We start from the raw sequence: 24,888 nt of genomic DNA, 5'->3' as shown, positions 1-24,888 counted from the left end.
TTGTAGGCAGGACAATTCTTGGACTGTCCTGGATCGACGGGCCTAGCGTGCCGGCATGCACATCGCGATCCTGACCTTCGACGGCTACAACGAACTCGACTCCCTGATCGCCCTCGGCGTCCTCAACCGCGTCCGCGAACCCGGCTGGCGGGTGTCCATCGCGAGCCCGGCACCGCGGGTGCGCTCGATGAACGGCGTCACGATCGAAGCGATGGCGGACCTCGAGCAGGCCTGCGACGCCGACGCCGTGATCGTCGGCAGCGGCGCCCGGACCCGCGAAGTGGTGGCGGACCCGGCGATCATGCGGGTGCTGGGCCGCCTCGACCCCGCGCGGCAGCTGCTGGCGGCCCAGTGCTCGGGCACGCTGGTGCTGGCGAAGCTGGGATTGCTGACCGACGTGCCCGCGTGCACGGACCTCAGCACCAAGCCGTGGGTCGTCGCGGCCGGCGTCGAAGTCCTCGACCAGCCGTTCTTCGCCCGCGGCCCGCTCGCCACGGCGGGCGGCTGCCTGGCGTCGGCATACCTGGCGACGTGGACGATCGCCCGGCTCCACAGCCTGGCGGCGGCGGAGGAGGCCATGCACTACGTCGCGCCCGTCGGGGAAAAGGCGGAGTACGTCGCGCAGGCGATGCGAAACGTCACCCCGTACTTGGCACCTGCCCTAAAGTGACCGGGTGACGAGACCCCCGCAGGGATTCGACCGCACACTCCTCCTCCGCGACGGCCGCCGGGTGCGAGTCCGCCCGCTCACCCCACAGGACGCTCCGGAGCTGGGCGAAGCGATCCGCACGGCAGACCCGGAAACCCTGCGGCGCCGCTTCTGCGGCTCGGCTCCGCGGATGACGCCCCGCTTGCTGGAGCGCTTGACGGTGCTGGACTACGAGCGCCGGTTCGCGTTGGTGGCCCGGAGCATGGAGGGCCCGGGAGTGGCGATCGCCCGCTACGAGGCGACGGGCCGCCGGATGGCGGAGGTGGCGATAGCGGTGGCACCGGCATGGCGCCGGGTGGGGCTGGCATCGGCATTGCTGCACATGCTGGGGTTGGCGGCGCTGGAGCGCGGGTTCGACCGTTTCACGGCGGTGTATTCGGCGGACAACCGGCCGGTGGCGGAACTACTGGACTACGCCCGCGGGCGCAAGGTCATCGCGGAAGGGGTCGCCGAGGCGGAGGTCCGGCTTCGGGACCATCCCGAGGCACCTCCCGAGGCCGTGCTGGCGGAGCGGAGTTTTTCCTTTTTCAGGCCGAATCCGTAACAGACCGGCCGAGCTCACCGATCCAGGCCGCGCACCTCGTTCCCGCACAGAACGGCACCGGCATGGACATCGCCGAGCGCGCGCAAGCCCTCGCACTGAAGATCCGCAAGCACAAGGACGCCATCGAGACCGAAGAGGCGACCAAGAACGCCTTCGTCATGCCGTTCATCAGCACGGTCCTCGGCTACGACGTGTTCAACCCGGCCGAGGTGATCCCCGAGTTCACCGCCGACGTCGGCACGAAGCGGGGCGAGAAGATCGACTACGCCATCGTGCACGACGGCCAGGTGCAGGTGCTCGTCGAAGCCAAGAAGATCAACGATCCGCTCCGGCTCGAGCACGCTTCCCAGCTCTTCCGCTACTTCGCCGTCACGAACGCCCGGATCGCCGTGCTGACGAACGGTCAGGTGTACGAGTTCTACACCGACCTCGACGCGCCGAACCGGATGGACGCCAAGCCGTTCCTCGTCCTGGACTTCGCCGACATCGACGACACCCTGCTGCCCGAACTGGCCAAGCTGACGAAGGAGTCGTTCGACCTCGACTCGGTCATCAGCGCCGCCGGTGAGCTGAAGTACATCGGGCAGCTGAAGCGCATCCTCGCCGCCCAGTTCAAGGAACCCGAAGACGAATGGGTCAAGTTCCTCACGACCCGGGTGTACGAAGGAGCGTTCACGCAGAAGGTCCGCGAGCAGTTCGGCCCGCTGGTGGCCAAGGCGGCGGGGCAGTTCCTGAACGAGCAGGTCAACGACCGGCTGAAGAACGCACTCGGCGGCCCCGACTCCTACGTCAGCGTGTCGGGCGGCAGCACCACGCAACCCGAGCAGCCGCAGCCCCAGCCGGCCGTCGAGGCGGACGACGCCGAGCGCGTGGTCACGACCGAGGAGGAACTCGAGGGCTTCCGGATCGTCCGCGCGATCGTCTGCGCGGAGGTGCCCGCCGCCCGGATCGCCGCGAGGGACACGCAGACCTACTTCGGCGTCCTCCTGGACGACAACAACCGCAAGCCGATCGCCCGGCTGTGGTTCAACCGCTCGAAGAAGTACCTCGGCGTGTTCGACGAGAACAAGGTCGAAACCCGGCTGCCGATCACCACGGTGGAAGACATCTACCAGCACGCGGACCACCTGCGACGCACGGTGGCGAGGTACCTCACCACCGTGCGGCCACCGGAACCCGCTCAGTCCACCAGCGCCTGGTAAACCAGCTGCCGCAACTGGGAACGCAGCCGATAAGTGCTCGACGGCAACAGCTGCGTATAAAACCCCACCGTCAAATCCTCGTCGGGATCCACCCAGAACGCCGTCGAAGCCGCCCCGCCCCCGGCGAACTCTCCCGCCGATGACAGCGTTCGGGCCTTCACCGGGTCCTCCAGCACCGAAAACCCCAGCCCGAACCCATGTCCGTCGAACGGCATCTCCGCGAACAACGGGCGCCCGTACTCTTCCAGGTCCACGTGGCCCGGCAAGTGGTTCGAAGCCATCAGCGACACCGTTCGCGGGGACAGCAGCCGGACGTCGTCCAAGGCTCCTCCGCGCAGCAGCATCTCCGTGAACCGCCAATAGTCCGCCGCCGACGACACCAGGCCGCCGCCTCCGGACAGGCAGTCCGGGCGGGATGTCCCCAGCCGGCCGAACGCGTCGTTCCGCGCCAGACCGTTCGCCGACGGCACGTACAACGCCGCCAACCGAGAAGGAGACGAAGCCACGAACCCCGTGTCCGTCATGCCCAACGGCGTGAAGATCCGCGACGCGAAGAACTCGTCCAGCGCAAGCCCGGAAACCACCTCGACGAGCCGGCCCAGGACGTCCGTCGCCACCGAGTAGTTCCACTCCGCTCCCGGCTGGAACACCAGCGGCAACGACGCCCACTCCGCACAGCACGCCGCCAGGTCCAGCCCCGGCGGCGTCCCCCACTCGAACCCCGCCGAGCGGTAGATCGCGTCCACGGGATGACCGTGGTGGAAGCCGTACGTCAGGCCCGCCGTGTGCGTCAGCAGGTGCCACACGCGGATCGGCTCGCGGGCCGGCTCGGTCAGGGGCGCCAGCGCCGACCCCTTGACGTACACCCGCGGCGACGCGAACTCCGGCAGCCACCGCGAGATCGGGTCGTCCAGTTCCAGCAGGCCCTCTTCGGCGAGCATCATCGCCGCGACCGACGTGATCGGCTTCGTCATCGAGAAGATCCGCCACAGTGTGTCGGTCTCCACCGGGGTGCCCGCTTCGACGTCGCTGTACCCGCCGCTGCCGACGTGCACGATCCGGCCGTGCCTGCTCACCACCGCGAGCCAGCCCGGCAACCGGCCGTTCTCGACGTACCGGTCGAAGTGCTTGTCGATGCGGGACAGCCGGGCCGCGTCGAACCCGGCTTCGGCCGGGTCGACGTCCACCTTGAGGTTCGCCATGCGGCGAGGTTACTTCTCGCGGGCCCGCTCGGCCGCCTTCTCCTCACGCCAGGCTTCGTCGTTCTTGCCCTCGCGCCAGTACCCCGAAATCGACAGCAGCTCGCGCTGCACCCGGCGCTCGTCGAGCAGGTAGCGCCGCAGGTCGCGGACGAACCCCGCCTCGCCGTGCACGAACGCCTGGACGACGCCGTCGCGCCACGGCAGCGAGCGCACCGCCGCGGCGACGTCCCCGCCCGCGGACCGGTGCAGCCACGTGATCTGCGCGTCCGCCTTCGTGACCAGCGGCTGCTCTTCGCCGGCGTCCTCGACCAGGATCACGGCGTGCGCCGGGACGCCCGCCGGGAGCGCCTCCAGGGACGCCGCGATGGCCGGCAACGCGCTTTCGTCGCCGGCCAGCAGGTGCCAGTCGGCCTCGTCGCCCGGCGCGTACCCGCCACCGGGGCCGGAGAGCAGCAGTTCGTCCCCGGCCTGGGCCGACGCCGCCCACGGGCCGGCGATGCCCTCGTCACCGTGGTGGACGAAGTCGAGGACCAGCTCGCCGGCCTGCGGGTCGAACGCCCGGACCGTGTACGACCGCATCCGCGGCCAGTGCTCGCGCGGCAGCGTCGCCCGGCACTCCTGGACGTCGAACGGCTCGGGGTACTCGACGCCGGGCACCTTGAACAGCACCTTGACGTAGGCGTCGGTGAACGCGTTGGGCGAGAAGTCGGCGATGCCCTCGCCGCCCGCGACGATCCGGATCATGTGCGGGGTGAGCCGCTCGGTGCGCAGCACGCGCAGCCGCACCGCGGGACGCCCGGACCGCCGGGGTGCTTCAGCCATCGACAACTCCTCGCGAGAACTAAGGGTTACCTAAGCAACCGTACGCGCCGGAGCCGCCGCTTGCCTACTCGGATGTGGCCAGATCTTCGAGCATCCGGGCAAAAGCGACAGACGTCCGCGTGCGGAACCCCAGGAAGAAGCGGTTGGCCGGCGGGACGCCCCAGCGCCCCCACCTCGCCGCGTTGACCACCCGGTGCTCGACGCGCGCGCCGCCGGGAGCGGGCGTCACGCGGTATTCGCCGCGGTACCACCAGCCGCCCTGGACCGCGAGGAACCCGCGCTCGCGGTCGACCTCGGTCCGCATCGGGTAGCCGCCCCCGGTCACCCGTTTCAAAACCGCCTCGAACACCTCCGACGGCGGGCGCGCTACCACCCCCGCGGCCTCCGCCAGCGTTTTCACCCGCGCGGATCCGAGACGCGCGTGTTCTGGAAGGCCGTGATCAGCCATTCGCCGTCCTCCTCGACGAGCACGAAGCTCACGGTCGACTCGCGCCCCTCGTCGGTGGTGTCCGCGCCGGTCAGGGACGAGCCACCGCCGACGACGACCACGGCGACGTCGGGCCGGACGAACCGCACCTTCGCCGCCTCGCCGAGCCGCCCGGTCAGCTTCGAGCCCTTCAGCGGCCCCTCGAACAGCGCGCGGTGCGAGCTCTCGATCGCCTCGCGGCCGGGGAAGTTGAGGCCGAAGAACGTCACGTAGTCGGCGTCTTCGGTGAAGAGCCGGCCGTACGCGGTCGCGTCGCCGGCGTTCCAGGCTTCGGTGAGGCGGCCGAGCACGGCCCGGACTTCGGTTTCCGCGGTGGTCATGGCATCCCCTTTACGAACGTCGTTCGTTCTACGAACACCGTTCTACATACGAACGCTGTTCGCGTCAAGTACAGTGTTCGCGTGACCGTTCCCCCGCCCCCGTGGCGCAGCCCGCCCCGCCGCCGCGCCGCGAAACCCGCGCTCTCCCAGGAGCTCGTCGTGCGGACGGCGCTGGAAGTCCTGGCCAAGGAGGGCCTCGACGCGGTCACCATGCGACGGGTCGCCCAGGAGCTGGAGACGGGACCGGCGTCGCTCTACGCGCACGTGGCCAACAAGGACGAACTGGCGGAGCTGATGCTCGACGCCGTGCTCGCCGAAGCGCCGATCCCCGACCCGGACCCGGCGCGCTGGGACGAGCAGGTCAAGGAACTCGTCCGCGGCCAGATCCGGGTGATGGTCGCGCACCCCGGGATCGCCCGGGTGGCGTGGGACATCGCGGTGCCGGTCACGCCGAGTTCGCTGCGGCAGGGCGAGGCGATGCTGGCCCTGCTGCGCGCGGGCGGCCTGACGCTCAAGCAGGCGACCTTCGCCGGCGACGCCCTGGCGCTCTACGCCAAGGCATACGCGTACGAAGCGAGCAGCTGGACCTGGGGAGACATCGACGAGGCCGAGACCGCGAAACGCGGCGAGCAGATGGTCGCGTACATGCGCTCACTGCCCGCCGACGCGTTCCCGAATATGTTGCGGATCGGCGAGTTCTTGTCCGCCGAGACGGCCGCCGAACGCCTGGAGTTCGCGCTCGACGCCTACCTCGCCGGCTTGAAAGTGCTGGCGGCGAAGAACTAGGGCCGCAGGACGATCTTGCCGCGGGTGTGGCGCTGCTCCAGCTCGCGGTAGGCCTCGCGCACCTCGTCCAACGGGTAGACGCGCGCGATCGGGACCTCCAGCAGTCCCTTGCCCGCCAGCAGGCTCAGCTCGCGCAGCACCTCGGCCGACGCACCCGCCATGTTGCCGTCGGTCTTCACGTTGTACTTCGCGGCCGCTTCGTAGTCGATGATCGTGTCGATCCGTCCCGGGTGGATTCCCAGGTGCAGTGCCAGCTCGACGTAGCCGGAGCCGTACGTGTCGACGAACGCGTGCACGCCGTCGGGCGCGGCTTCCCCGATCCGCTCGAGCACGCCGTCGCCGTAGGCCACCGGGATGGCACCCAGCTCGCGCAGCCAGTCGTGGTTCGCGGGACCGGCCAGGCCGACCACCTTGGCGCCGGCGAGCAGCGCCAGCTGGACGGCCAGCGAGCCGACGCCGCCGGCCGCGCCCGAGACGACGACCGTTTCGCCCTCGCGCGGGCACACCGCGGCCGTCGCCGCGTAGGCGGTGGTACCCGCGACGAACAGCGCGCCGGCGACCTCCCACGACACGCTGTCCGGCTTCGGCGTGAGGTCCGAAGCCTCCGCCACGACGTAGTCCGCGTGGCTCGACCGCGTGTGCACGAAGCCGATCACCTCGTCGCCGACGGCGATCTCCTCGACGCCGTCGCCGAGTTCCGCGACGACGCCCGCGAAGTCGCTGCCCTGCCCGGACGGGAACGTCGCCGGCCAGCGCTCGTGCAGGAGCCCCCGGCGGATGTAGCCCTCGCCCGGGTTGATCCCGGCCGCGCGGACCTCGACGAGCACCTGCCCCGGTCCCGGTGCCGGCCGCGGCACGTCCTCGACCCGGAGGACCTCCACGTCGCCGTACTCGTCGAACCTGATCGCGCGCGCCATGGGGCCTCCTAAGTCGTTGCTCGATACAAGCAACGACCGGGCGGCCGGTATTCATTCCCGTCAGCCGGCAAGACGCCGGACGACGCCGTCGGCCAGCAGCCGGCCGCGGTCGGTCAGGACCGCGCGGCCCCGGGAGTCCAAAGCGGACGGATCGAGCAGCCCCTCGGCCGCGGCCGCCCGCGCTTCGGCGAGCCCGGGCTCGTCGAGCACGTCCAGCGGAAGCCCCTCCGCGACGCGCAGTTCGAGCATGATCCGCTCGAGGTGCTGGTCGTCGTCGGTGAGCACCTCGAGGCCGCCCGCGGGCGAGTCGCCGGCGGCCAGCAGCGCCGCGTAGCGCGCCGGGTGCTTGACGTTCCACCAGCGCACCCCGCCGACGTGGCTGTGCGCGCCCGGGCCGGCGCCCCACCAGTCGTCGCCGCGCCAGTAGCCGAGGTTGTGGCGGCAGCGGGCGGCGTCGGACGCCGCCCAGTTCGACACCTCGTACCAGCGCAACCCGGCCGCCGACAGCGTCGCGTCGATCATCTCGTAGTCCGCGGCCAGCACGTCGTCGTCCGGGGCGGGCAGCTCGCCGCGGCGAACGCGGCGGGCCAGCGCGGTGCCCTCTTCTACGATCAGCGCGTACGCCGACACGTGGTCGACGCCCGCCGCGAGCACGGCGTCGAGCGTGGCGAGGAGGTCGTCGGGGCGCTCGCCGGGCGTGCCGTAGATCACGTCGAGGTTGACGTGCTCGAACCCGGCCGCGCGGGCCTCGGCGGCGGCCTGGCCCGGCCGGCCCGGGGTGTGCACGCGGTCGAGGATCTTGAGCACGTGCGGCGCGGCCGACTGCATGCCGAGCGAGACGCGCGTGTAGCCGGCTTCGCGGATGCCGGCGAAGAACTCCGGCGACGTCGACTCGGGGTTGGACTCGGTCGTCACTTCGGCACCCGGCGCGAGCCCGAAGACGTCGCGGACGGCGTCGAGCACCGACGCGAGACCGTCGGCGCCGAGCAGCGACGGCGTGCCGCCGCCGACGAACACCGTTTCGGCGGCGGGCGGCGCGACCAGCACCCGCGCGGCGAGCTCCAGCTCGCGCCGCAGCCCGTCGAGCCAGGACTGCGGCGACGAACCGGAATCGAGCTCGCCCGCGGTGTAGGTGTTGAAGTCGCAGTAGCCGCAGCGCGTCGCGCAGAACGGGACGTGCACGTAGACCCCGAACGGCCGGCTGCCGACGCCCTTCAGGGCGTTCTCGGGCAGCGTGAGGTCGGTCGGGGATTCGGGCATTCCCCGATTGTCCCCTACGAAGCCGGGGTGTTCGCCGCCGCCCACTCCGGGTCGCTCGGGATCATCTCGATGACGTCCACCAGCACGCCGTTCGGATCGGCGACGTAGAAGTGCCGCTGCCCGTAGACCTCGTCGACGACCGGCGTGACCAGTTCCACACCCGCTTCTTCCAGCCGCTTCGCCTCCGCCGCGGCGTCTTCGACGACGAGCCCGAACATCACCCCGGCCGTTTCCGCGGCCCGGTAGCCCGCGGGCACCGACTCGTGGCCGCGCTGGACGAAGCTGATCTCGTAGCCGGGCGCGCCGGCGTTGACGCTGGCGAACCAGTCCAGCTCGACGGTGACCGCCAACCCGATCACGTCCGCGTAGAAGCGGGTGGTCGCGACGACGTCGTCGACCAGGTACCCCGCCCCGAAACCCTTGACCTGCATCACCGGTTCCTCTCGTTCAAACCACTGTACTTGTAGTACTCTAACCGTAGTGGTTTGAATCGGGCAAGGAGGATTTCCGTGCGGCAGAACACCGAACGGCGGACAGCCCTGACCGACGCGGCCATCGAGGTATTGGCCCGCGACGGCGCGAGAGGGCTCACCTACCGGGCGGTGGACACCGAGGCCGGCGTGCCGCCGGGCACGACGTCGAACTACTTCCGCAGCCGTGACCAGCTGCTGGCCGAGGCCGGCGACCGCGTGCACGTCCGGCTGTCCGCACCGGCGGAGGTCATGGCCGACCCGCGGGCCGAAGAGCCGTCGACCGGGCGGGTCGCCGCGCTGCTCGGCGACCTGATGACCCGGCTGACCACCCGCCGCAGTTCCTACCTCGCCCTGCTCGAACTGCGGCTGGAGGCGAACCGGCGGCCCGAGCTGGCGGCGGCGCTGACCGCGACCGTGAAGGAGAGCTTCGACCTCAGCGTGGGCTTCCACGAAGCCGCCGGCCTGCCGGGCGGACGCGACGAAGTCCTGCTGCTCTACTTGGCCCTGACGGGCCTGACCGTTGAGCGGTTGACATTGCCCGAAGCGTTCTCCGGGTACTCGGACGCGCAGGTCGTACGCCTGCTGGTCGACCGCATTCTCCCAGGCGAGTGACCCTTCTCCCACCATTCGGGCGGGCCTGGACCACATTGTGGACGCGTGGCACGCTGACGCCGTGACTCATGCCGGTGTTCTCCTCGTGGCCCGCCGCCACGTCGATCTCCTGCGGGTCGCCAGCGCCCTCTGCGTACCCGTTCGCTGACTCCCCGACCGCCACCACCTGCCACGAAACTCGGACAGCCGGCGCCGGAGGCCACCCGCGAGCCGGTGTCCTCCGCTGCCACGAAAAGCCTCTCGGAGGACGCCGCCATGGCCACGCCCCAGACCCCCGCCCGCCCCGCGCGCGTCAAGCAGAAGCGCGGCGAAGGGCAGTGGGCGCTCGGATACCGGGAGCCGCTGAACCCCAACGAGCGGTCCAAGAAGGACGACCACCCGCTGAACGTGCGGGCGCGGATCGAGAACATCTACGCCCACCGCGGGTTCGACGCGATCGACCCGGGCGACCTGCGCGGCCGGTTCCGCTGGTTCGGCCTCTACACCCAGCGCAAGCCGGGGATCGACGGCGGCCGCACCGCGACGCTGGAGCCCGAAGAGCTCGACGACCGCTACTTCATGCTGCGGGTCCGGCTCGACGGCGGCGCGCTGACCACCGGCCAGCTCACCGTGCTCGGGGAGATCTCCCAGCAGTACGCGCGCGACACGGCCGACATCACCGACCGGCAGAACATCCAGTACCACTGGATCCGGATCGAGGACGTGCCGACGATCTGGGCCAAGCTGGAGAACGCGGGCATGACGACGATGGAGGCGTGCGGCGACAGCCCGCGCGTCATCCTCGGCTCGCCGGTCGCGGGCATCGCCGCCGACGAGGTGATCGACGGCACCCCGGCGATCGAGGAGATCAAGCGCCGGTACATCGGCAAGCCGGAGTTCGCCAACCTGCCGCGCAAGTTCAAGACCGCCGTCTCGGGCCAGCCCGACGTGGCGCACGAGATCCACGACGTCGCGTTCGTCGGCGTCGACCACCCGGAGCACGGGCCCGGCTTCGACGTCTGGGTCGGCGGCGGCCTGTCCACCAACCCGATGCTCGGGCAGCGCCTGGGCGCCTGGGTGCCGCTGGACGAGGTGCCGGACGTCTGGGAAGGCGTCATCTCGATCTTCCGCGACTACGGCTACCGCCGGCTGCGCTCCCGGGCGCGGATCAAGTTCCTGGTCAAGGACTGGGGTGCGGAGAAGTTCCGGCAGGTGCTGCAGGACGAGTACCTCAAGCGCGAGCTGATCGACGGCCCGCCGCCGGTCGACCCCGCCGTCCCGATCGACCACGTCGGCGTGCACAAGCAGGTCGACGGCAAGTTCTACGTCGGCGCCGCCCCGGTCGCGGGCCGCTCGTCCGGCGGCACGCTCGTCGCCGTCGCCAAGGCCGCCGAGCGCGCGGGCTCGACCCGCGTGCGGCTCACCCCGCAGCAGAAGGTCGTCGTGCTCGACGTCCCCGAGGCGCAGGTCGACGCGCTCGCCGCGGAGCTGGCCGAGATCGGGCTGGAGACGAAGCCGTCGCCGTGGCGGCGCGGTGTGATGGCCTGCACCGGGCTGGAGTTCTGCAAGCTCGCCATCGTCGAGACGAAGGCCCGCGCGCAGCAGCTCGTCGCGGACCTGGAGAAGTCCCTCGCCGACATCCAGGACGGCCTGGACACCCCGGTCACCGTGCACCTCAACGGCTGCCCCAACTCCTGCGCGCGGATCCAGACCGCCGACATCGGCCTCAAGGGCCAGATCGTCACCGACGCCGACGGCAACCAGGTCGAGGGCTTCCAGGTGCACCTCGGCGGCGGGCTCGGCCTCGACGCCGGGTTCGGCCGGAAGCTGCGTGGCCACAAGGTGACGTCGGGTGAGCTGACCGGGTACGTCGAGCGGGTCGTGCGCAACTACGTCGCCGGCCGCGAGGACGGCGAGCGGTTCGCGCAGTGGGCCGCCCGCGCCGACGAAAGTGCTCTCCAGTGACAGCGCCGACGTACTCCCTCCCGCGGAGGCGCCGATGACAGAGCGCGCGACGCCGTTCTACTGCCCCTATTGCGGCGACGAGGATCTGCGGCCGGAAGAGAACGGCGGCTGGCTGTGTTCGGCCTGTCGCCGGGTTTTCTCGGTCAAGTTCCTCGGACTGTCCCTTCCGGAGGTGTCCCGATGACCGCCACTGCCGACTACAAGACCCTCGCCGAGCGCGCTTCTCGCGAACTCGCCGACGCCACCGCCGACGAGGCGATCCGCTGGACCGTCGAGACGTTCGGCGACGACTTCATCGTCGCGTCCAACATGCAGGACGCCGTCCTGATCGACCTCGCCACCAAGGTGAAGTCCGATGTGGACGTTCTCTTCCTGGAGACCGGCTACCACTTCCCGGAGACGATCGGCACGCGCGACGCCGTCCAGACGGTCTATCCGGACGTGAAGATCGTCAACGCGCAGGCCGAGCAGAGCGTCGCCGAGCAGGACGCGGAGTACGGCGCGAAGCTGCACGACCGCGACGCCACGCTGTGCTGCAACCTGCGCAAGGTCGTACCGCTGCGCAAGACCCTGGCGAACTACTCGGCGTGGGTGACCGGCGTCCGCCGCGTCGACGCGCCGACCCGCGCGAACACCCCGATCGTCACGTGGGACGACCGCAACGGGCTCGTCAAGGTCAACCCGATCGCGGCGTGGACCGACGACGAGTTCAACGGCTACATCCGCGAGCACGGGATTCTCGAGAACCCGCTGGTGTCGATCGGCTACCTGTCGATCGGCTGCGCGCCCTGCACGGCCCGCGTGGAGCCGGGCGCCGACCCGCGCAGCGGCCGGTGGGCGGGCCAGGCGAAGACCGAGTGCGGACTGCACGGCTGAGGAAGGGACGCATGACGACCTTGGAGCCCGCAACTGATGCGGCACAGGACAATCTCGCCGCACTGGAATCCGAAGCGATCCACATCTTCCGGGAGGTGGCGGGCGAGTTCGACCGGCCGGTGATCCTGTTCTCCGGCGGCAAGGACTCGACGCTGCTGCTGCACCTGGCGATCAAGGCGTTCTGGCCGGCGCCGGTGCCGTTCCCGCTGCTGCACGTGGACACCGGGCACAACTTCGACGAGGTCATCGAGTTCCGCGACCGCGTCGTGGAGCGCCACGGGCTGCGCCTGGTCGTTGCGAAGGTCCAGGACTGGATCGACGACGGGCGCCTGGAGGAGCGCGCCGACGGGATGCGCAACCCGCTGCAGACCACACCGCTGCTCGACACGATCGCGGAGCACAAGTTCGACGCGGTGTTCGGCGGCGGCCGCCGCGACGAGGAGCGGGCCCGGGCGAAGGAGCGGATCTTCAGCCTCCGCAACGCCTTCGGCCAGTGGGAGCCGCGCCGGCAGCGGCCCGAGCTGTGGAACCTCTACAACGGACGGCACCGCCCGGGCGAGCAGGTCCGCGTCTTCCCGCTGTCCAACTGGACCGAGGCCGACGTCTGGAACTACATCGCCCGCGAGAAGGTCGAGCTGCCGTCGATCTACTACGCCCACCGGCGCGAGGTCTACCTGCGCGACGGGATGCTGCTGGCCGAAGGCCCGTGGGGCGGCCCGCGGCCGGGTGAAGAGGTCCGCGAGCTGACCGTCCGCTACCGGACCGTCGGCGACGGCTCGTGCACCGGCGCGATCGAATCCACCGCGACCACCGTGGAAGACGTCATCGCCGAGGTGTCGGCGTCGCGGCTGACCGAACGCGGCGCCACCCGCGCCGACGACCGGATGTCCGAGGCGGCCATGGAAGACCGCAAGCGTGAGGGGTACTTCTGATGAGCTCGCTTCTCCGGCTGGCCACGGCCGGCAGCGTCGACGACGGCAAGTCCACCTTGGTCGGCCGGCTGCTGTACGACACGAAGTCGGTGCTCGCCGACCAGCTCGACGCCGTCACGCGCGCGTCCGTCGACAAGGGACTGTCCACTCCGGACCTTTCGCTGCTCGTGGACGGCTTGCGCTCGGAGCGCGAGCAGGGCATCACCATCGACGTCGCGTACCGGTACTTCGCCACGCCGAAGCGGTCGTTCGTGCTGGCCGACACGCCGGGGCACGTGCAGTACACGCGCAACACGGTGACCGGCGCGTCCACCGCGCAGCTGGCCGTGCTGCTGGTCGACGCGCGCAAGGGCGTCATCGAGCAGACCCGGCGGCACGCGGCCGTGCTGGCCCTGCTGGGCGTGCCGCAGCTGGTGCTGGCAGTGAACAAGATCGACCTGGTCGACTACGACGAGGCGACCTTCACCGTGATCGCCGAAGAGTTCGCCGCCCACGCGCTGTCCCTGGGCTATGCGCGCGGTTCGGTGCTCGCGATCCCGGTGTCGGCGCTGGAGGGCGACAACGTCGCGACGCGCTCCGAGCGGACGCCGTGGTACACCGGCCCGAGCCTGCTGGAGCACCTGGAAGAGGTGCCGGTCGCGCCCGACCCGCACGACTCGGCACTGCGGTTCCCGGTGCAGTACGTCATCCGCCCGCGCACGCCGGAGTACCTCGACTACCGCGGCTACGCGGGGCAGATCGCCGCGGGCACCGTGCGGCCGGGCGACGAGGTCGTCGTGCTGCCGCAGGGCATCCGCAGCCGCGTCGAGCGCATCGACACCGCCGACGGTCCCCTCGACGAGGCCGGCGCCGGGACGTCGGTGACGCTGCTGCTGACCGACGACATCGACATCTCGCGCGGCGACCTGATCGCCGCGGCGGACGCGCCGCCGCGGGTCACCGACGAGATCACCGGCACGCTGTGCTGGCTGTCGTCGAAGCCGTTGAAGGAAGGCGCGCGCGTGCTGGTCAAGCACGGCACCCGCACGGTACAGGCGCTGGTCGGCGAGCTGCACGCGCGCTTCGACGAGCAGACGCTGTCCAGTGTGGACTCCCCGGCCTCGTTGGAGCTCAACGACATCGGCCGCGTTTCCCTGCGGCTGGCCGAAGAGCTGGGCGTGGACGACTACGGCGTCAGCCCGCGTACCGGCGCGTTCCTGGTGATCGACCCGAAGGACGGCGACACCCTCGCCGCGGGCCTGGTGGGTGAGCGTTTCTCGTGACGCCACCCCTGGTCGCCGTCGCGCACGGCAGTCGCGATCCCCGCTCGGCTTCGACCGTGCGGGCGCTCGTCGACGTCGTGCGCGCGCAGGCGCCGGGCCTGCCGGTCCACGAGTCCTTTTTGGACCTGTCGGCACCGCTGGTCACGGACGTGCTGCGGGGGTTGTACGCCTCGGGGCACCGGACGGCGGTCGTGGTGCCGTTGCTGCTGGGCAGCGCGTTCCACGCCCGGGTCGACCTGCCGGCGCTGATCGGCCAGGTGGTCGCCGAGTGCCCGGGCTTCCGCGTCGAGGTGTCGGACGTCCTGGGCGCGGACCCGGCGCTGGAGCGGGTGGCCCTGGACCGCCTGGCCGCCGCGCCGCGCCGACGGGGAACGGGCGTGCTGCTGAGCGCGGTCGGTTCGTCCAACGCTTCGGCGAACGCGGTGGTCGCTTCGCTGGCGGCGCGCTGGGAAGAGCGGCTGGGTGTCCCGGTGAGCGAGGCGTTCGCGTCCGCCACCCAGCCGGATATCCCCGCGGCCGCAGCCCGGTTGCGCTCGCGCGGGGCACGGCACCTGGTCGTGGCGTCGTGGTTCCTCGCGCCGGGGCTGCTACCGGACCGGATCGCGCGACTGGCGCTCGAAGCGGACCCGCGCGCGTTCATCGCGGAGCCGCTGGCCGACGACCCGCGCGTCGCCGACGTCGTGATCAGCCGGTACGCCACGGCGATGAGCGGGCTGCTCCGCCAGTACGCGTAGCTCAGGCAGAGCACCACCGCCAAAAGGCGAGACTTATTCACATTTACCGTCACCCTGCGCACATGGGAACGGTAAATCCTTGACGTCCTACTTAACTTGCCGGTAACTATCTAAACGCTGCGCAGCTTTCTCCCTCCCCTCGCAAAACCGCAGGTAGGTGGTTACAAATGAAAGCTCTTCATCTTTCCCGGCTGGGCGCTCTGGCCGCGGCCGTCGCCCTTCCCCTCGCCCTCGCCGCTCCGGCGCAGGCGGCCACCACCGTCACCTTCGACTGCCAGGCCGACGCCCCGATCGTCGGACCGCAGAAGGTGTCGCTCAACCAGGACGCCGACGTCACCGCGCCCGCCACGGTCGCGCCCGGCGGGGCGTTCGACGTCGTCATCGATCCCGCGCCGAACACCGTCCCGAGCGACGTGAGCGGGAACAAGGTCAAGAACATCAACACCTTCGCACTGAAGTTCCCGATCCCGGCGAACTCCACGTACGTCGGCGCGGACCTGGCCGGCGGCTCCGGGCTCGGCAGCACCGCGCCCACCATCGCCGTCGCGAACGGCGTCGCGACCCTGAGCTTCCCCGGCCCGATCGCCGGCGGCGCCACCTTCGAGCTGCCGACCATCACGGCGCACCTGACCGCGGGCCAGGCGGGCACGATCGAGACGAAGCTGTCCGGCACCAGCTACAGCGACCCGGGCCTGACGTTCAAGGCGGTGGCGAGCAGCATCATCGGCGACGTCACCGCGCCGACGGCCTGCTTCCCCAACCCCAGCCCGGTCTTCACCACTACGACCATCGGCTGACCGCGCGCCACCCCGCGGGTGGGAACCCGCGGGGTGGCCCGCGTAACACCGGCGCGGTGCCGGGAGTGTGCAAGGGTGTCGGTCATGGCTGACGAACTGGTGCACTACGACGTGGTGGGCGGCACCGCCACGATCACCCTGGACTCCCCGCACAACCGCAACGCGCTCTCGGCCCGGCTTCGCCGCGAGCTCTCGGACTCGCTGGCGAAGGCGGCGAGCGACGACGCCGTGCGCGTGATCGTGCTGACCCACACGGGTCCGGTGTTCTGCGCCGGGATGGACCTCAAGGAGGCCCGCGGCGCCGGCGCGGGCGACCAGGGCGTGAACGAGTTCCCGAAGATCCTCGAGCAGCTGTGGACGAGCCCGAAGCCGGTCGTCGCGCGCCTGGCCGGCCCCGCGCGGGCGGGCGGCATCGGCATGGTGGCGGCGTGCGACATCGCGGTGGCGGTGCCGGAAGCGACGTTCGCCTTCTCGGAAGTCCGCATCGGCGTGGTCCCGGCGGTGATTTCGTTGACCGTCCTGCCGCGGCTGAACCCCCGCGCGGCGCACGAGCTGTTCCTCACCGGCGACACCTTCGACGCCCGCCGCGCGGTCGAGATCGGCCTGCTGAACTCGGCGACGTCCGACTTGGACGCCGAAGTCACGCGGTTCGTCAAGGCGCTGGCGGCGGGCGGCCCGAAGGCGCTGGCCGAGACGAAGGCGCTGCTGAGCCGTCCCCGCCCGGCCACCCCGTCGGACGGCTTCGAGGAGATGCTGGGGCTGTCGGCCAAGTTCTTCGCCAGCGAGGAAGGCCAGGAGGGCATCCTGGCCTTCGCCCAGAAGCGCAAGCCGAACTGGGTCCCACAGGACTAACCGGCGACGACGGCCTGCTTGCGCGGGAGGAGCGCGAGCAGGCCCGTCACCCCGCCGCACGCCGCGGCGACCACGTACACCGGGGTCAAACCCCCGGCCTGGTAAGCGATTCCGAGCACCGCGACCCCCAGCGTCTGGCCGAACTGGCGGGTCGTCGTGAGGATCCCCGCGGCCATCCCGGCCCGTCCCGGCGGTGCCGCGGCCGCGATCGCCGCGCCCGTCGACGGGCCCGCGATCCCCACCCCCACCCCGGTCACCGCCAGGCCGATCGGAATCCCGGCGACCAGCAGCACCACGCAGCCGAACGCACCCAGCAGCACCCCGGTTCCCAGCAGGACCCGCGGCGGGAACCGGTGCAGCACCTTGCCCAGGAACGTCGAAGTCGAGAACGACGCCACGGCCAGCGGCGCCATCGCGAGCCCGGCCGCGACCGGCGACAGCGAAAGAGCCAGCCACAACGACACGTACACCAGCGCCGCGAAGGTCAACGTCGACGCCGCCGCGCACGCGATCAGCACCGTGAACCCGCCGTCCCGGAACAACCCCAGCTCCAGCAACGGTTCCGCCCGGCGCCGTTCCACCACGACGAACGCGGCGAAGGCCACCACCGAGACCGCCAGCACCGGCCCCGAGCCGCCCAGGGTCAGCCCGTGCACCAGGCTCGCGGCGAACACCGCGAACCACACCGCGCCCGCGACGTCGAACCGGCCACGCCGAACCGGGCTGTCACCCCCGAGCGCGAAAGCGGCGAACACACCGGTGAGCAAGGCCACCGGCACGTTGACGAAGAAGATCGCGGCCCACCCGAAGTACTCGGTCAGCACACCACCCACCACGGGACCCACCGCGGCGCCGAGGCCGTTCACCGCGAAGAACACGCTGATCGCGGTCCCCCGCGCACGCCCTTCGTAACAGGCAGCGAGCAATGCGAACCCCGTCACCGCCACCGCCGCGCCACCGACCGCCTGCACCCCGCGCGCCGCGATCAGCGTCCCGATGTCCCCCGCGAACCCGCAGGCCAGGGACGCCAGGCCGAACACGGCCAGCCCGGCGAGGAACACCCGCCGCAGCCCCCAGCGATCCGCCAGCGAACCCACGGCGAGCATCAGCACCGCCAAGACGAGCGTGTAGACGTCCGGCACCCACTGCAGCTGCCCCACCGACGCCGACAGGTCGGCGCCGATCCGGGGCAGCGCCACCGTCACGACGGTGGTGTCCAGCAGGAACAGGAACGACCCGGCACAGACCGCGGCCAACGGCCACCACTTGCGCATCGAAACTCCCTTCGTGTGCTCCGAGGGTGCGGTCGCGGTGCCGATCACCACCAGACAAGTCGACAAATCCGCCGGATACCGTCATGCGCTACCGTCGAGACATGGAAACCGTCACGCTCGACGACGTCGACCGGGGCCTGGTCCACGCCCTTCAGCTCGACGGCCGAGCGCCGATGCGAACGCTGGGACAGGTGCTCGGCGTCTCCGAGAACACCGTCGCCCGGCGCTACCAGCGGCTGCGGACCGCCGGCGTCCTGCGCGTCACGGGCGCGGTCAACGGCGGCGAAGCCGGCTACACGAGCTGGACCCTGCGCCTGCGCACGACCCCGGACGCGGGGGCCGCCGTCGCGGACGCGCTGGCCGACCGCGCCGACGTCTCGTGGGTGCACCTGCTCTCCGGCGGCACCGAGATCTCCTGCACCGTGCACGCACCCGGCTCGGCCGGGCGGGACGACCTCCTGCTGCACAAGCTGCCGCGCGCGAGCCGCGTCACCGCTGTTTCGGCGCACGAACTGCTGCACACGTTCGCGCTCCCGGACGGGTGGAGCGGGCTGCATTGCCTGTCGCCCGAGCAGATCGACCGGCTGCGGCCGCCGAAGCCCGACGGCGCCGGCCTCCCGCCGGAACCGGCCGACCAGCCGCTCCTCGACGCGCTGGCCCTCGACGGCCGGGCGAGCTACACGGCGCTGGCGAAGGCGACCGGGTGGTCCGACTCCACCGTGCGACGCCGGATGGACGTGCTGCGTCGCCACGGCACGCTGACCTACCACCTCGACCTCTCGCCTGCCGGGCTCGGCTTCCACTCCGAGACGCGGCTGTGGCTGACGGTGTCACCCGCGCACCTGGCCGAGGCGGGTGCGACGCTGGCGAGTCACCCGGAGACGTCGTTCGCCGTCGCGACGACCGGCAGCACGAACCTCACGGCGATGGTGAACTGCCGCGACGCTCGCGATTTCTACCGCTACCTCACCGACCGCGTCGCCGGGATCCGCGGCGTGCGGACGCTCGAAAGCGCGCCGGTGATCCGTACGGTCAAGCGGGCCGGGACGCCGCTCAGGCGTCCGGCAGGACGACCGTGAGCCGCCACGAACCGCCGCCGGGACCGCTCGGCCCGAGCGCGCGCTGCGCGTCCGAAAGCACGCTGCGGATCGCCAGGTACGTCTTGGGTTCGGCCTTGCGCAACGCTTCCGAGCCCGGCCAGATCAGCACGTGCTCCCCCGGCGGCAGCCAGGACAGGTCGGTCAGGCAGTCGTAGAGCGCGTCGAGGTTGTGGCCGAAGTAGTCCGGAAAGGACAGTGCATCGGCGAACGCCGTCAGCGTGCTCGCCTTGTCGACGGTCGCCCGCGAGTTCACCAGGTGCGGGTACGCGCCCCTGGCGAAGGCTGCTTCCGCGGCGGCCTTCGCCTGCTCCGAGGCGCTCATCGGGCCGGGTCCACGACGACGAACGACGCGTAGTGGTCGCCGGTGTAGTACAGCTCGTGCGCCTGCCCCGTGATCAGCCGCCGCGCGCCGCGGTCGGCGCTGCCCGGGGTCTTCACGGTGTACTCGTGGTAGTAGCCGGACTTCTTGGCGGGCAACCGCTTCTCGCGGTTTTCGAACACGACGTCGTCGTTGCGCGGGTAGGGGTACGGCCCGCCCTTTTCGATCAGCTTCCACGTGTCGGCAGCCTGCGGCGGCAGCGTCGAGAGCCCCTTGACCGGCAGCCCGGAGTCGGCACCCGGCACGGCCGCGCCGCCCTTGGCCGGCGCGCTCGCCGACGGACTGGACGAGGTGCCCGGGGACGCCGGGGAGCCGTCGCTGACGACGTCCTTGACCAGCCAGCCCCCCAGCACCAGCACGAGGAGCCCGATCAGCGCGGCGGTGATCCGCCTTCGGTTGAACATGGTGCGCCAGCCTAGGACGGGGTGTCGGAGCGGTCGTCGTCACGCCCGGGAGCGAGCCGGCGGGCGAAGAGCCCGACCAGCTTGTCGAGCACCCACGCGGCGGCCAGGCACAGCGGCACGACGACCACCATGACCAGCACGAACTGGACCGGGAACCAGGCCTGGGCGAGCCACAGCTCGACCCCGTCCCACCAGTCGGCAAGCCCGTTGAACACGGTGTGAGCCTACGCGCGCTCTACTGCCGCCGCGCTTCAGGGGCGGTACGTTGCGAGGCATGTTCGCCGTGTACGCGCAGGAACCCAACGCCGAAAGCCCGCTGGACTCGCTCGTCGTGGGCGAGCGACCCGAACCCGACGTGCCGGACGGCTGGGTCCGCGTGCACGTCAAGGCGGCCAGCCTCAACATGCACGACCTCTGGACGCTGCGGGGGGTCGGCATCAAGCCCGACCAGTTCCCGATGATCCTCGGCTGCGACGGCGCGGGGACCCTCGACGACGGCTCCGAGGTCGTCATCCACTCCGTGATCAACGCGCCGGGCTGGCAGGGCGACGACACCCTCGACCCGAAGCGGACTCTGCTCACCGAGAAGCACCAGGGCACCTTCGCCGACCAGGTCGTCGTGCCGGCCCGCAACGTCGTCCCGAAGCCCGCGGGGCTCAGCTTCGCCGAGGCCGCCACCATGGGCACGGCCTGGCTGACCGCCTACCGGATGCTCTTCGTGAAGTCCGGGCTGCGGCCCGGCCAGACGATGCTCGTGCAGGGTGCTTCCGGCGGCGTCTCGACGGCGCTGGTGCAGCTCGGCCGGGCCGCCGGGTTCCGGGTCTGGGTGACCGGCCGCACCGAGGAGAAGCGCGCGCTCGCCTCGAGCCTCGGCGCGCACCAGACGTTCGAGTCGGGCGCGCGGCTGCCCGAGCGCGTCGACGCCGTGTTCGAGACCGTCGGCAAGGCGACCTGGTCGCATTCGGTCAAGTCCCTCAAGCCCGGCGGGATCATCGTGGTCTCCGGCTCGACCAGCGGCCCGGACGCGGGCGCGGAGCTGCAGCGCGTCTTCTTCCTCCAGCTGCGCGTCTCCGGATCGACGATGGGCACCCGCGACGAGCTCGCGGACCTGCTCGCCTACCTCGACCTGACCGGGGTGCGGCCGCAGATCGGGGCCGAACTGCCCTTCGCCGAGGCCCCTAAGGGGTTCCAGGCGATGCTCGAGGGCGACACCGCGGGCAAGATCGTCTTCACCCGCTAGACCACCGCTGAGCTGGGCGGATCGGCTTGTTCCGCCCGGCTCGGCATCCGGTGAATCTCCAACGTACTCAGTTCGAGATCTGGTCGTTAGCACCTGAATTCGACCAAAACCCAATGGTCGCAAGGTAATCTTGAGGTATGACCGCAACGAAGCGGCCCGCCTCGGCTGGACCGGGCGGCCGGTCCAGCAGCGACCCGGACCCGATCCGGGTCTCCTTCCGGCGCTACGCCGGTGTCCGCACCCGCGTCCTGGAGGTCGGCGAAGCCGCTCCGGACCCGGAACTCCCCCGTCGTTCCCTGCGCCGCCGGGCGGCGACGCCGCACGTCAAGCCGTCGGCACCGAGGCTGGTGCTGCTGCACGGCTACTGCGACAGCGCCGACACGTGGCGCCCCGCCCTGGAGCAGCTCGCGGCCGCCGGGATCCCGGCGGTCGCGGTCGATCTGCCCGGGTTCGGCGACGCGCAGCCGCTGCGGCCCGGCCCGATGCTGCCCCAGCTCGACGCGTTCACCACCGCCGTCGTGCGCGAACAGGCCGTGCTCGGCTCGGTCGTGCTGGCCGGGAACTCCCTCGGCGGCACGATGAGCCTGCGCGCGGCGCAGAACAGCCGGTTGCCGATCTCGGGTGTCGTGTCGATCGCCGCACCCGGGTTCGTCGACTCGTGGCTGATCCGGACGGTCGCGCGCTACCCGCTGCCGCTGCGGCTGTATTCGGCGCTGCCGGTCCCCGTACCGGGTTTCCTCGTGCGCAAGGTCGCCGAGCAGGTCGTGCCGAGGCTGCTGTACGCCGACTCGAGCGTCGCCGACGCCGTGCAGGTGCGGCGCTTCACCGCGCTGTTCCCCGACTACCGGTCGACCAAGAGCCGGCTGGAGCAGGCCCGCCAGCTGGTCGCGGAGCTCGCGGACGCCTACCGGCTCGAGTCGGTGAAGGTGCCGCTGCTGGTCGTCGCGTGCGGCAAGGACAAGCTCGTCACGGCGGCGTCCGGGCGGCAGCTGCACACGCTGGTGCCGCACAGCAGGCTGCTCGTCCGCGAGGACTGGGGGCACTGCCCGCAGCTGGACGACCCGGTGGAGATCGCCGAGCTGCTCACCTACTTCGCGGCGAGCGCGGTCCGGACCACCCAGGCCAAGCGCGCCGCGGCGACGGTGACGGCGGCCGTGAGCGAGGACACCGCGGCGGGCTGATCCGCTCACGCTGTCTTCACGCGGAGTTGGCGGTAGGTTCCCCCGTTGGGTCCGTGATCCGGGCCGTCCACCGACGTTCGGGAGACGAAGATGTCCTCTCCAAGCCTGGGCTCCAGCTCCGGCATCTTCCGGCGCAAGCCGATCGACCAGATCCAGGATGCCGGCGAAACCGGCGGCCTGAAACGCACCCTGGGCCTGTGGCAGCTGACCGCCATCGGCATCGGCGGCATCATCGGCGCCGGGATCTTCGCCCTCGCGGGCAGCGTCGCGCACGGCGACGACTCGGCCGGCATCCCCGGCGTCGGGCCGGCCGTGCTGATCTCGTTCCTCATCGCCGGCGTCGCGAGCGCCGCGGCCGCGTTCTCCTACGCCGAGTTCGCCGGCCTGATCCCGAAGGCCGGCTCGGCCTACACGTACGGCTACGCGGTGCTCGGCGAGGTCGTCGGCTGGTTCATCGGCTGGGACCTGCTGCTGGAGTACACCGCGATCGTGTCGGTGGTGGCGATCGGCATCTCCGGCTACTTCAGCTTCCTGCTCGGCCAGCTCGGCCTCGACCTGCCCGCGTGGATGCTCGGCGCGCCCGGCACCGGCCCGGGCCACAAGGTCGACCTGTTCGCCGCGCTGCTGTGCCTGCTGATCGCGTACCTGCTCAACCGCGGCATCCGCAGCGCCGCCCGGTTCGAGACGGCGATGGTCGGGATCAAGGTCCTGATCGTGCTGGTCGTCATCCTGGTCGGGTTCTTCTACGTCAAGACCGGCAACTACACGCCGTTCGCCCCGGCCGGCTTCGGCGGCGCGGTGACCGGCGCGGCCACGGTGTTCTTCGCGGTCTTCGGGTACGACGCGATGTCGACGGCCGCCGAGGAGTCCAAGGACGCGCAACGGCACATGCCGAAGGCGATCCTCTACTCGCTGGCGATCTCGATGGTGCTGTACGTGCTGGCCTGCCTGGTGCTGACCGGCATGCAGAAGTACACCGAGATCGACCCGAAGAGCGGGTTCTCCACGGCGTTCAAGTCGGTCGGCCTGGACGGGCTGGCCACGGTGATCGCGATCGGCGCCATCGTCGGCATCCTCACCGTGCTGTTCACGTTCCTGATGGGCGCCACCCGCGTCGGCTACTCGATGAGCCGCGACGGCCTGCTCCCGGCGTGGTTCGGCAAGACGAACGAGAAGCGCCAGGTGCCGAGCCGGATGACGTGGATCCTCGGTGGCGCGTCCGCGATCATCGCCGGGGTGTTGCCGATCGGCGAAGCGGCGGAGCTGACGAACATCGGCATCCTGCTGGCGTTCGTCGTCGTCTGCGTCGCGGTGATCGTGCTGCGCTACAAGCAGCCGGACCTGCCGCGGACGTTCAAGACGCCGGGCATGCCGGTGGTGCCCGCGATCGGCATCGTGTTCTCGATCTGGCTGATCACGTTCCTGCAGCCGGCGACCTGGCTGCGGTTCGCCGTCTGGTTCGTCATCGGCCTGGCGATCTACTTCCTCTACAGCCGGCGGCACTCGCTCCTGAACCGCTAGCGGATCCGGTCGAGGCGCGCGGCGGCGTCGCGTGCCTCGACCTTCAGCCGCTCGAGGATCACGGCGGCCGAGGCGTCGTACGCGAGCGGGTAGGTCTGGCCCGCCCACAGCGAGATCGCTTCCGGGTCACCGGCTTTCGCCGACGCCTTGCGCACCGGGCCCGCGAGGTGGTTGAGCTGCGGGTACGCCGCGGGCGCGCCTTCGGAGAGCGCGTCCATGAACTTGTTGACCAGCCCGCGCGCCGGGCGGCCGCTGAAGGCGCGGGTGAACGCCGTCTCGCGCTCGGCGAGCGCCAGGGCCTTGCGGTGGGCTTCGGACGTCCCGGCCTCGTCGGCGCGCAGGAAGACCGTGCCCAGCTGGGCGGCGACGGCCCCGGCGGCGAGCACGGCGGCGACGTCCGCGCCGTGCACCAGCCCGCCGGCGGCGATCAGCGGCAGGTCGACGCGGGCGGCGACCAGCCGCAGCAGCGCGAGGACGCCGTATTCGGCGCCGCCGCCGGGCAGCCCGGGGTCGTCGGTGAACAGGCTCCGGTGCCCGCCCGCTTCGAAGCCCTGCACGACGAGCGCGTCGGCGCCGAGTTCCGCGGCCCGCTGCGCGGCTTCGGGCGTGGTCACGGTGACGACGACGGTGCAGCCGGCCTCCTTCAGGCGCACCACGTCCGACGGCGAGGGCGGGCCGAAGGTGAACGACACCACCGGAACCCGCTGCCCGAGCACGACGTCCAGCTTCGCGGGGTAGTTGTCGTCGTCCCACTTCGGTTCGCCGAGCTCGACGTCGTACTCGCGGGCGAAGGCTTCGAGCCGTTCGCGGTGCGCGGAGACGTCGGCGCCGGTGTCCGGCTGGGGGACGAAGAGGTTGACGCCGAAGGGGCGGCCGGTCAGCTCGCGGGTCCGGTCGATCTGCGCGGCCAGCGCGGCGGGCGTGAGCATCCCGGCGCTCAGGAAGCCGAAGCCCCCGGCCTCGGTCACCGCGGCGACCAGCTCCGGGGTGGTGGGACCGCCCGCCATCGGCGCGGCGATGACCGGGAACGTCAGCTCGTCGAACATGTCCCGAGCGTA

General features: G+C 71.1%; 30 protein-coding genes. 18 read left to right on the top strand and 12 right to left on the bottom strand.

Translation table 11 applies throughout. The features are described 5' to 3' along the window. Positions 1-55: 55 nt before the first annotated feature. The 3 genes from AB0J40_RS22445 (at position 56) to AB0J40_RS22435 (ending at position 2,455) form a co-directional block, all read left to right on the top strand. On the top strand, positions 56-670 hold the full coding sequence (locus AB0J40_RS22445) for a DJ-1/PfpI family protein (protein WP_364456060.1): 615 nt from the start codon (positions 56-58) through the stop codon (positions 668-670). A 4-nt stretch (positions 671-674) separates the two neighbouring features. Then, positions 675-1,253: a GNAT family N-acetyltransferase gene (locus tag AB0J40_RS22440; RefSeq protein ID WP_364456058.1), complete on the top strand. Its 579-nt coding sequence runs from the start codon at positions 675-677 to the stop codon at positions 1,251-1,253. A gap of 62 nt (positions 1,254-1,315) precedes the next feature. After that, positions 1,316-2,455, top strand: coding sequence for a type I restriction endonuclease (locus AB0J40_RS22435; RefSeq protein WP_364456056.1), 1,140 nt, complete (start codon positions 1,316-1,318; stop codon positions 2,453-2,455). On the opposite strand, the gene AB0J40_RS22430 is transcribed toward AB0J40_RS22435, so the two are convergent. The 4 genes from AB0J40_RS22430 to AB0J40_RS22415 all read right to left on the bottom strand — a co-directional run bounded on the left by AB0J40_RS22430 (position 2,434) and on the right by AB0J40_RS22415 (position 5,286). Beyond that, positions 2,434-3,657, bottom strand: a complete 1,224-nt coding sequence (locus AB0J40_RS22430) for a serine hydrolase domain-containing protein (protein WP_364456054.1) — start codon at positions 3,655-3,657, stop codon at positions 2,434-2,436. The two genes, AB0J40_RS22435 and AB0J40_RS22430, sit on opposite strands and share 22 nt — an antisense overlap. A gap of 9 nt (positions 3,658-3,666) precedes the next feature. Beyond that, entirely contained in the window at positions 3,667-4,479 is an 813-nt protein-coding gene (locus AB0J40_RS22425) for a siderophore-interacting protein (RefSeq protein WP_364456052.1), read from the bottom strand. Positions 4,480-4,543: 64 nt separating this feature from the next. Then, positions 4,544-4,879, bottom strand: a complete 336-nt coding sequence (locus AB0J40_RS22420) for a hypothetical protein (RefSeq protein WP_364456050.1) — start codon at positions 4,877-4,879, stop codon at positions 4,544-4,546. After that, positions 4,876-5,286 carry an SgcJ/EcaC family oxidoreductase gene (locus AB0J40_RS22415; RefSeq protein WP_364456048.1) on the bottom strand — a complete coding sequence of 137 codons (411 nt, stop codon included), beginning with the start codon at positions 5,284-5,286 and terminating at the stop codon, positions 4,876-4,878. The genes AB0J40_RS22420 and AB0J40_RS22415 overlap by 4 nt, the downstream gene beginning before the upstream one ends. Before the next feature lie 81 nt (positions 5,287-5,367). Here AB0J40_RS22415 and AB0J40_RS22410 point away from each other — a divergent pair, with 81 nt between their 5' ends. Then, positions 5,368-6,072: a TetR/AcrR family transcriptional regulator gene (locus AB0J40_RS22410; RefSeq protein ID WP_364456047.1), complete on the top strand. Its 705-nt coding sequence runs from the start codon at positions 5,368-5,370 to the stop codon at positions 6,070-6,072. Here the strand turns inward: AB0J40_RS22410 and AB0J40_RS22405 are convergent. From AB0J40_RS22405 to AB0J40_RS22395, 3 genes are read right to left on the bottom strand one after another with little or no spacing between them, the layout of a single operon-like run. Beyond that, positions 6,069-6,989, bottom strand: a complete 921-nt coding sequence (locus tag AB0J40_RS22405) for an NADP-dependent oxidoreductase (RefSeq protein ID WP_364456045.1) — start codon at positions 6,987-6,989, stop codon at positions 6,069-6,071. The genes AB0J40_RS22410 and AB0J40_RS22405 overlap by 4 nt on opposite strands. Before the next feature lie 60 nt (positions 6,990-7,049). Continuing rightward, positions 7,050-8,249 (bottom strand): radical SAM family heme chaperone HemW, encoded by a 1,200-nt coding sequence (gene hemW / locus AB0J40_RS22400; protein ID WP_364456043.1) that lies wholly within the window; start codon positions 8,247-8,249, stop codon positions 7,050-7,052. Between the two features lie 14 nt (positions 8,250-8,263). After that, complete coding sequence (locus AB0J40_RS22395) at positions 8,264-8,680, bottom strand: VOC family protein (RefSeq protein ID WP_364456041.1); 417 nt, start codon at positions 8,678-8,680, stop codon at positions 8,264-8,266. A gap of 78 nt (positions 8,681-8,758) precedes the next feature. Here AB0J40_RS22395 and AB0J40_RS22390 point away from each other — a divergent pair, with 78 nt between their 5' ends. The 10 genes from AB0J40_RS22390 (at position 8,759) to AB0J40_RS22345 (ending at position 16,731) form a co-directional block, all read left to right on the top strand. Next, on the top strand, positions 8,759-9,334 hold the full coding sequence (locus AB0J40_RS22390; protein ID WP_364456039.1) for a TetR family transcriptional regulator: 576 nt from the start codon (positions 8,759-8,761) through the stop codon (positions 9,332-9,334). A gap of 37 nt (positions 9,335-9,371) precedes the next feature. Further along, positions 9,372-9,482, top strand: coding sequence for a putative leader peptide (locus tag AB0J40_RS22385; protein ID WP_352252756.1), 111 nt, complete (start codon positions 9,372-9,374; stop codon positions 9,480-9,482). Between the two features lie 107 nt (positions 9,483-9,589). Then, entirely contained in the window at positions 9,590-11,278 is a 1,689-nt protein-coding gene (locus AB0J40_RS22380) for a nitrite/sulfite reductase (protein WP_364456037.1), read from the top strand. Positions 11,279-11,312: 34 nt separating this feature from the next. Continuing rightward, positions 11,313-11,462 (top strand): Insertion element protein, encoded by a 150-nt coding sequence (locus AB0J40_RS22375; RefSeq protein ID WP_103348823.1) that lies wholly within the window; start codon positions 11,313-11,315, stop codon positions 11,460-11,462. Continuing rightward, positions 11,459-12,154 (top strand): phosphoadenylyl-sulfate reductase, encoded by a 696-nt coding sequence (locus AB0J40_RS22370; RefSeq protein ID WP_364456036.1) that lies wholly within the window; start codon positions 11,459-11,461, stop codon positions 12,152-12,154. Before AB0J40_RS22375 ends, AB0J40_RS22370 begins: the two co-directional genes overlap by 4 nt. Before the next feature lie 11 nt (positions 12,155-12,165). Beyond that, the gene (gene cysD / locus AB0J40_RS22365; protein WP_364456034.1) at positions 12,166-13,086 is read left to right on the top strand and encodes a sulfate adenylyltransferase subunit CysD; all 921 of its coding nucleotides are present in this window, start codon (positions 12,166-12,168) and stop codon (positions 13,084-13,086) included. Then, positions 13,086-14,348, top strand: a complete 1,263-nt coding sequence (locus AB0J40_RS22360; RefSeq protein WP_364456032.1) for a GTP-binding protein — start codon at positions 13,086-13,088, stop codon at positions 14,346-14,348. The genes cysD and AB0J40_RS22360 overlap by 1 nt, the downstream gene beginning before the upstream one ends. Continuing rightward, complete coding sequence (locus AB0J40_RS22355; protein ID WP_364456030.1) at positions 14,345-15,082, top strand: sirohydrochlorin chelatase; 738 nt, start codon at positions 14,345-14,347, stop codon at positions 15,080-15,082. The genes AB0J40_RS22360 and AB0J40_RS22355 overlap by 4 nt, the downstream gene beginning before the upstream one ends. Before the next feature lie 167 nt (positions 15,083-15,249). Continuing rightward, a complete protein-coding gene (locus tag AB0J40_RS22350) occupies positions 15,250-15,879 on the top strand; it encodes a cyclase (RefSeq protein WP_364456028.1) in 630 nt (209 codons plus the stop codon). Between the two features lie 84 nt (positions 15,880-15,963). Next, positions 15,964-16,731, top strand: a complete 768-nt coding sequence (locus AB0J40_RS22345; protein ID WP_364456026.1) for an enoyl-CoA hydratase family protein — start codon at positions 15,964-15,966, stop codon at positions 16,729-16,731. Here the strand turns inward: AB0J40_RS22345 and AB0J40_RS22340 are convergent. Then, positions 16,728-18,005: an MFS transporter gene (locus tag AB0J40_RS22340; RefSeq protein WP_364456024.1), complete on the bottom strand. Its 1,278-nt coding sequence runs from the start codon at positions 18,003-18,005 to the stop codon at positions 16,728-16,730. The genes AB0J40_RS22345 and AB0J40_RS22340 overlap by 4 nt on opposite strands. A gap of 101 nt (positions 18,006-18,106) precedes the next feature. Here AB0J40_RS22340 and AB0J40_RS22335 point away from each other — a divergent pair, with 101 nt between their 5' ends. Beyond that, a complete protein-coding gene (locus AB0J40_RS22335) occupies positions 18,107-19,084 on the top strand; it encodes an Lrp/AsnC family transcriptional regulator (RefSeq protein ID WP_364456022.1) in 978 nt (325 codons plus the stop codon). On the opposite strand, the gene AB0J40_RS22330 is transcribed toward AB0J40_RS22335, so the two are convergent. Genes AB0J40_RS22330 through AB0J40_RS22320 form a run of 3 tightly spaced genes read right to left on the bottom strand, consistent with a single transcriptional unit; the run spans position 19,059 to position 20,103 of the window. Further along, positions 19,059-19,427 (bottom strand): barstar family protein, encoded by a 369-nt coding sequence (locus AB0J40_RS22330; RefSeq protein ID WP_364456020.1) that lies wholly within the window; start codon positions 19,425-19,427, stop codon positions 19,059-19,061. The two genes, AB0J40_RS22335 and AB0J40_RS22330, sit on opposite strands and share 26 nt — an antisense overlap. Further along, positions 19,424-19,888, bottom strand: a complete 465-nt coding sequence (locus AB0J40_RS22325; RefSeq protein WP_364456018.1) for a ribonuclease domain-containing protein — start codon at positions 19,886-19,888, stop codon at positions 19,424-19,426. The genes AB0J40_RS22330 and AB0J40_RS22325 overlap by 4 nt, the downstream gene beginning before the upstream one ends. Before the next feature lie 11 nt (positions 19,889-19,899). After that, the gene (locus AB0J40_RS22320) at positions 19,900-20,103 is read right to left on the bottom strand and encodes a hypothetical protein (RefSeq protein ID WP_086676857.1); all 204 of its coding nucleotides are present in this window, start codon (positions 20,101-20,103) and stop codon (positions 19,900-19,902) included. A 59-nt stretch (positions 20,104-20,162) separates the two neighbouring features. On the opposite strand from AB0J40_RS22320, the gene AB0J40_RS22315 reads away from it, so the two are divergent. From AB0J40_RS22315 to AB0J40_RS22305, 3 genes are all read left to right on the top strand, one after another. After that, positions 20,163-21,128, top strand: coding sequence for a zinc-binding dehydrogenase (locus tag AB0J40_RS22315; protein WP_364456016.1), 966 nt, complete (start codon positions 20,163-20,165; stop codon positions 21,126-21,128). 137 nt (positions 21,129-21,265) lie between these two features. Next, a complete protein-coding gene (locus AB0J40_RS22310) occupies positions 21,266-22,309 on the top strand; it encodes an alpha/beta hydrolase (protein WP_364456015.1) in 1,044 nt (347 codons plus the stop codon). A 90-nt stretch (positions 22,310-22,399) separates the two neighbouring features. Continuing rightward, entirely contained in the window at positions 22,400-23,830 is a 1,431-nt protein-coding gene (locus AB0J40_RS22305; RefSeq protein WP_364456013.1) for an amino acid permease, read from the top strand. Here the strand turns inward: AB0J40_RS22305 and AB0J40_RS22300 are convergent. Further along, positions 23,827-24,876 carry a nitronate monooxygenase gene (locus AB0J40_RS22300; protein ID WP_364456011.1) on the bottom strand — a complete coding sequence of 350 codons (1,050 nt, stop codon included), beginning with the start codon at positions 24,874-24,876 and terminating at the stop codon, positions 23,827-23,829. The genes AB0J40_RS22305 and AB0J40_RS22300 overlap by 4 nt on opposite strands. Positions 24,877-24,888 lie beyond the last annotated feature (12 nt).

Source organism: Amycolatopsis sp. NPDC049691, assembly GCF_040675005.1.
Taxonomy (GTDB): Bacteria; Actinomycetota; Actinomycetes; order Mycobacteriales; family Pseudonocardiaceae; genus Amycolatopsis.
Note: the sequence above shows the minus strand (reverse complement) of the source record. Positions and strands in the feature narration are given on the sequence as shown.

Coding starts and splice junctions, on each gene's coding strand:
- AB0J40_RS22445 (WP_364456060.1), top strand. CDS start 56: ATGCACATCGCGATCCTGACCTTCGACGGCTACAACGAACTCGACTCC.
- AB0J40_RS22435 (WP_364456056.1), top strand. CDS start 1,316: ATGGACATCGCCGAGCGCGCGCAAGCCCTCGCACTGAAGATCCGCAAG.
- AB0J40_RS22430 (WP_364456054.1), bottom strand. CDS start 3,657: ATGGCGAACCTCAAGGTGGACGTCGACCCGGCCGAAGCCGGGTTCGAC.
- AB0J40_RS22425 (WP_364456052.1), bottom strand. CDS start 4,479: ATGGCTGAAGCACCCCGGCGGTCCGGGCGTCCCGCGGTGCGGCTGCGC.
- AB0J40_RS22415 (WP_364456048.1), bottom strand. CDS start 5,286: ATGACCACCGCGGAAACCGAAGTCCGGGCCGTGCTCGGCCGCCTCACC.
- AB0J40_RS22405 (WP_364456045.1), bottom strand. CDS start 6,989: ATGGCGCGCGCGATCAGGTTCGACGAGTACGGCGACGTGGAGGTCCTC.
- hemW (WP_364456043.1), bottom strand. CDS start 8,249: ATGCCCGAATCCCCGACCGACCTCACGCTGCCCGAGAACGCCCTGAAG.
- AB0J40_RS22395 (WP_364456041.1), bottom strand. CDS start 8,680: ATGCAGGTCAAGGGTTTCGGGGCGGGGTACCTGGTCGACGACGTCGTC.
- AB0J40_RS22380 (WP_364456037.1), top strand. CDS start 9,590: ATGGCCACGCCCCAGACCCCCGCCCGCCCCGCGCGCGTCAAGCAGAAG.
- AB0J40_RS22375 (WP_103348823.1), top strand. CDS start 11,313: ATGACAGAGCGCGCGACGCCGTTCTACTGCCCCTATTGCGGCGACGAG.
- AB0J40_RS22370 (WP_364456036.1), top strand. CDS start 11,459: ATGACCGCCACTGCCGACTACAAGACCCTCGCCGAGCGCGCTTCTCGC.
- cysD (WP_364456034.1), top strand. CDS start 12,166: ATGACGACCTTGGAGCCCGCAACTGATGCGGCACAGGACAATCTCGCC.
- AB0J40_RS22360 (WP_364456032.1), top strand. CDS start 13,086: ATGAGCTCGCTTCTCCGGCTGGCCACGGCCGGCAGCGTCGACGACGGC.
- AB0J40_RS22350 (WP_364456028.1), top strand. CDS start 15,250: ATGAAAGCTCTTCATCTTTCCCGGCTGGGCGCTCTGGCCGCGGCCGTC.
- AB0J40_RS22345 (WP_364456026.1), top strand. CDS start 15,964: ATGGCTGACGAACTGGTGCACTACGACGTGGTGGGCGGCACCGCCACG.
- AB0J40_RS22340 (WP_364456024.1), bottom strand. CDS start 18,005: ATGCGCAAGTGGTGGCCGTTGGCCGCGGTCTGTGCCGGGTCGTTCCTG.
- AB0J40_RS22335 (WP_364456022.1), top strand. CDS start 18,107: ATGGAAACCGTCACGCTCGACGACGTCGACCGGGGCCTGGTCCACGCC.
- AB0J40_RS22330 (WP_364456020.1), bottom strand. CDS start 19,427: ATGAGCGCCTCGGAGCAGGCGAAGGCCGCCGCGGAAGCAGCCTTCGCC.
- AB0J40_RS22325 (WP_364456018.1), bottom strand. CDS start 19,888: ATGTTCAACCGAAGGCGGATCACCGCCGCGCTGATCGGGCTCCTCGTG.
- AB0J40_RS22315 (WP_364456016.1), top strand. CDS start 20,163: ATGTTCGCCGTGTACGCGCAGGAACCCAACGCCGAAAGCCCGCTGGAC.
- AB0J40_RS22310 (WP_364456015.1), top strand. CDS start 21,266: ATGACCGCAACGAAGCGGCCCGCCTCGGCTGGACCGGGCGGCCGGTCC.
- AB0J40_RS22305 (WP_364456013.1), top strand. CDS start 22,400: ATGTCCTCTCCAAGCCTGGGCTCCAGCTCCGGCATCTTCCGGCGCAAG.
- AB0J40_RS22300 (WP_364456011.1), bottom strand. CDS start 24,876: ATGTTCGACGAGCTGACGTTCCCGGTCATCGCCGCGCCGATGGCGGGC.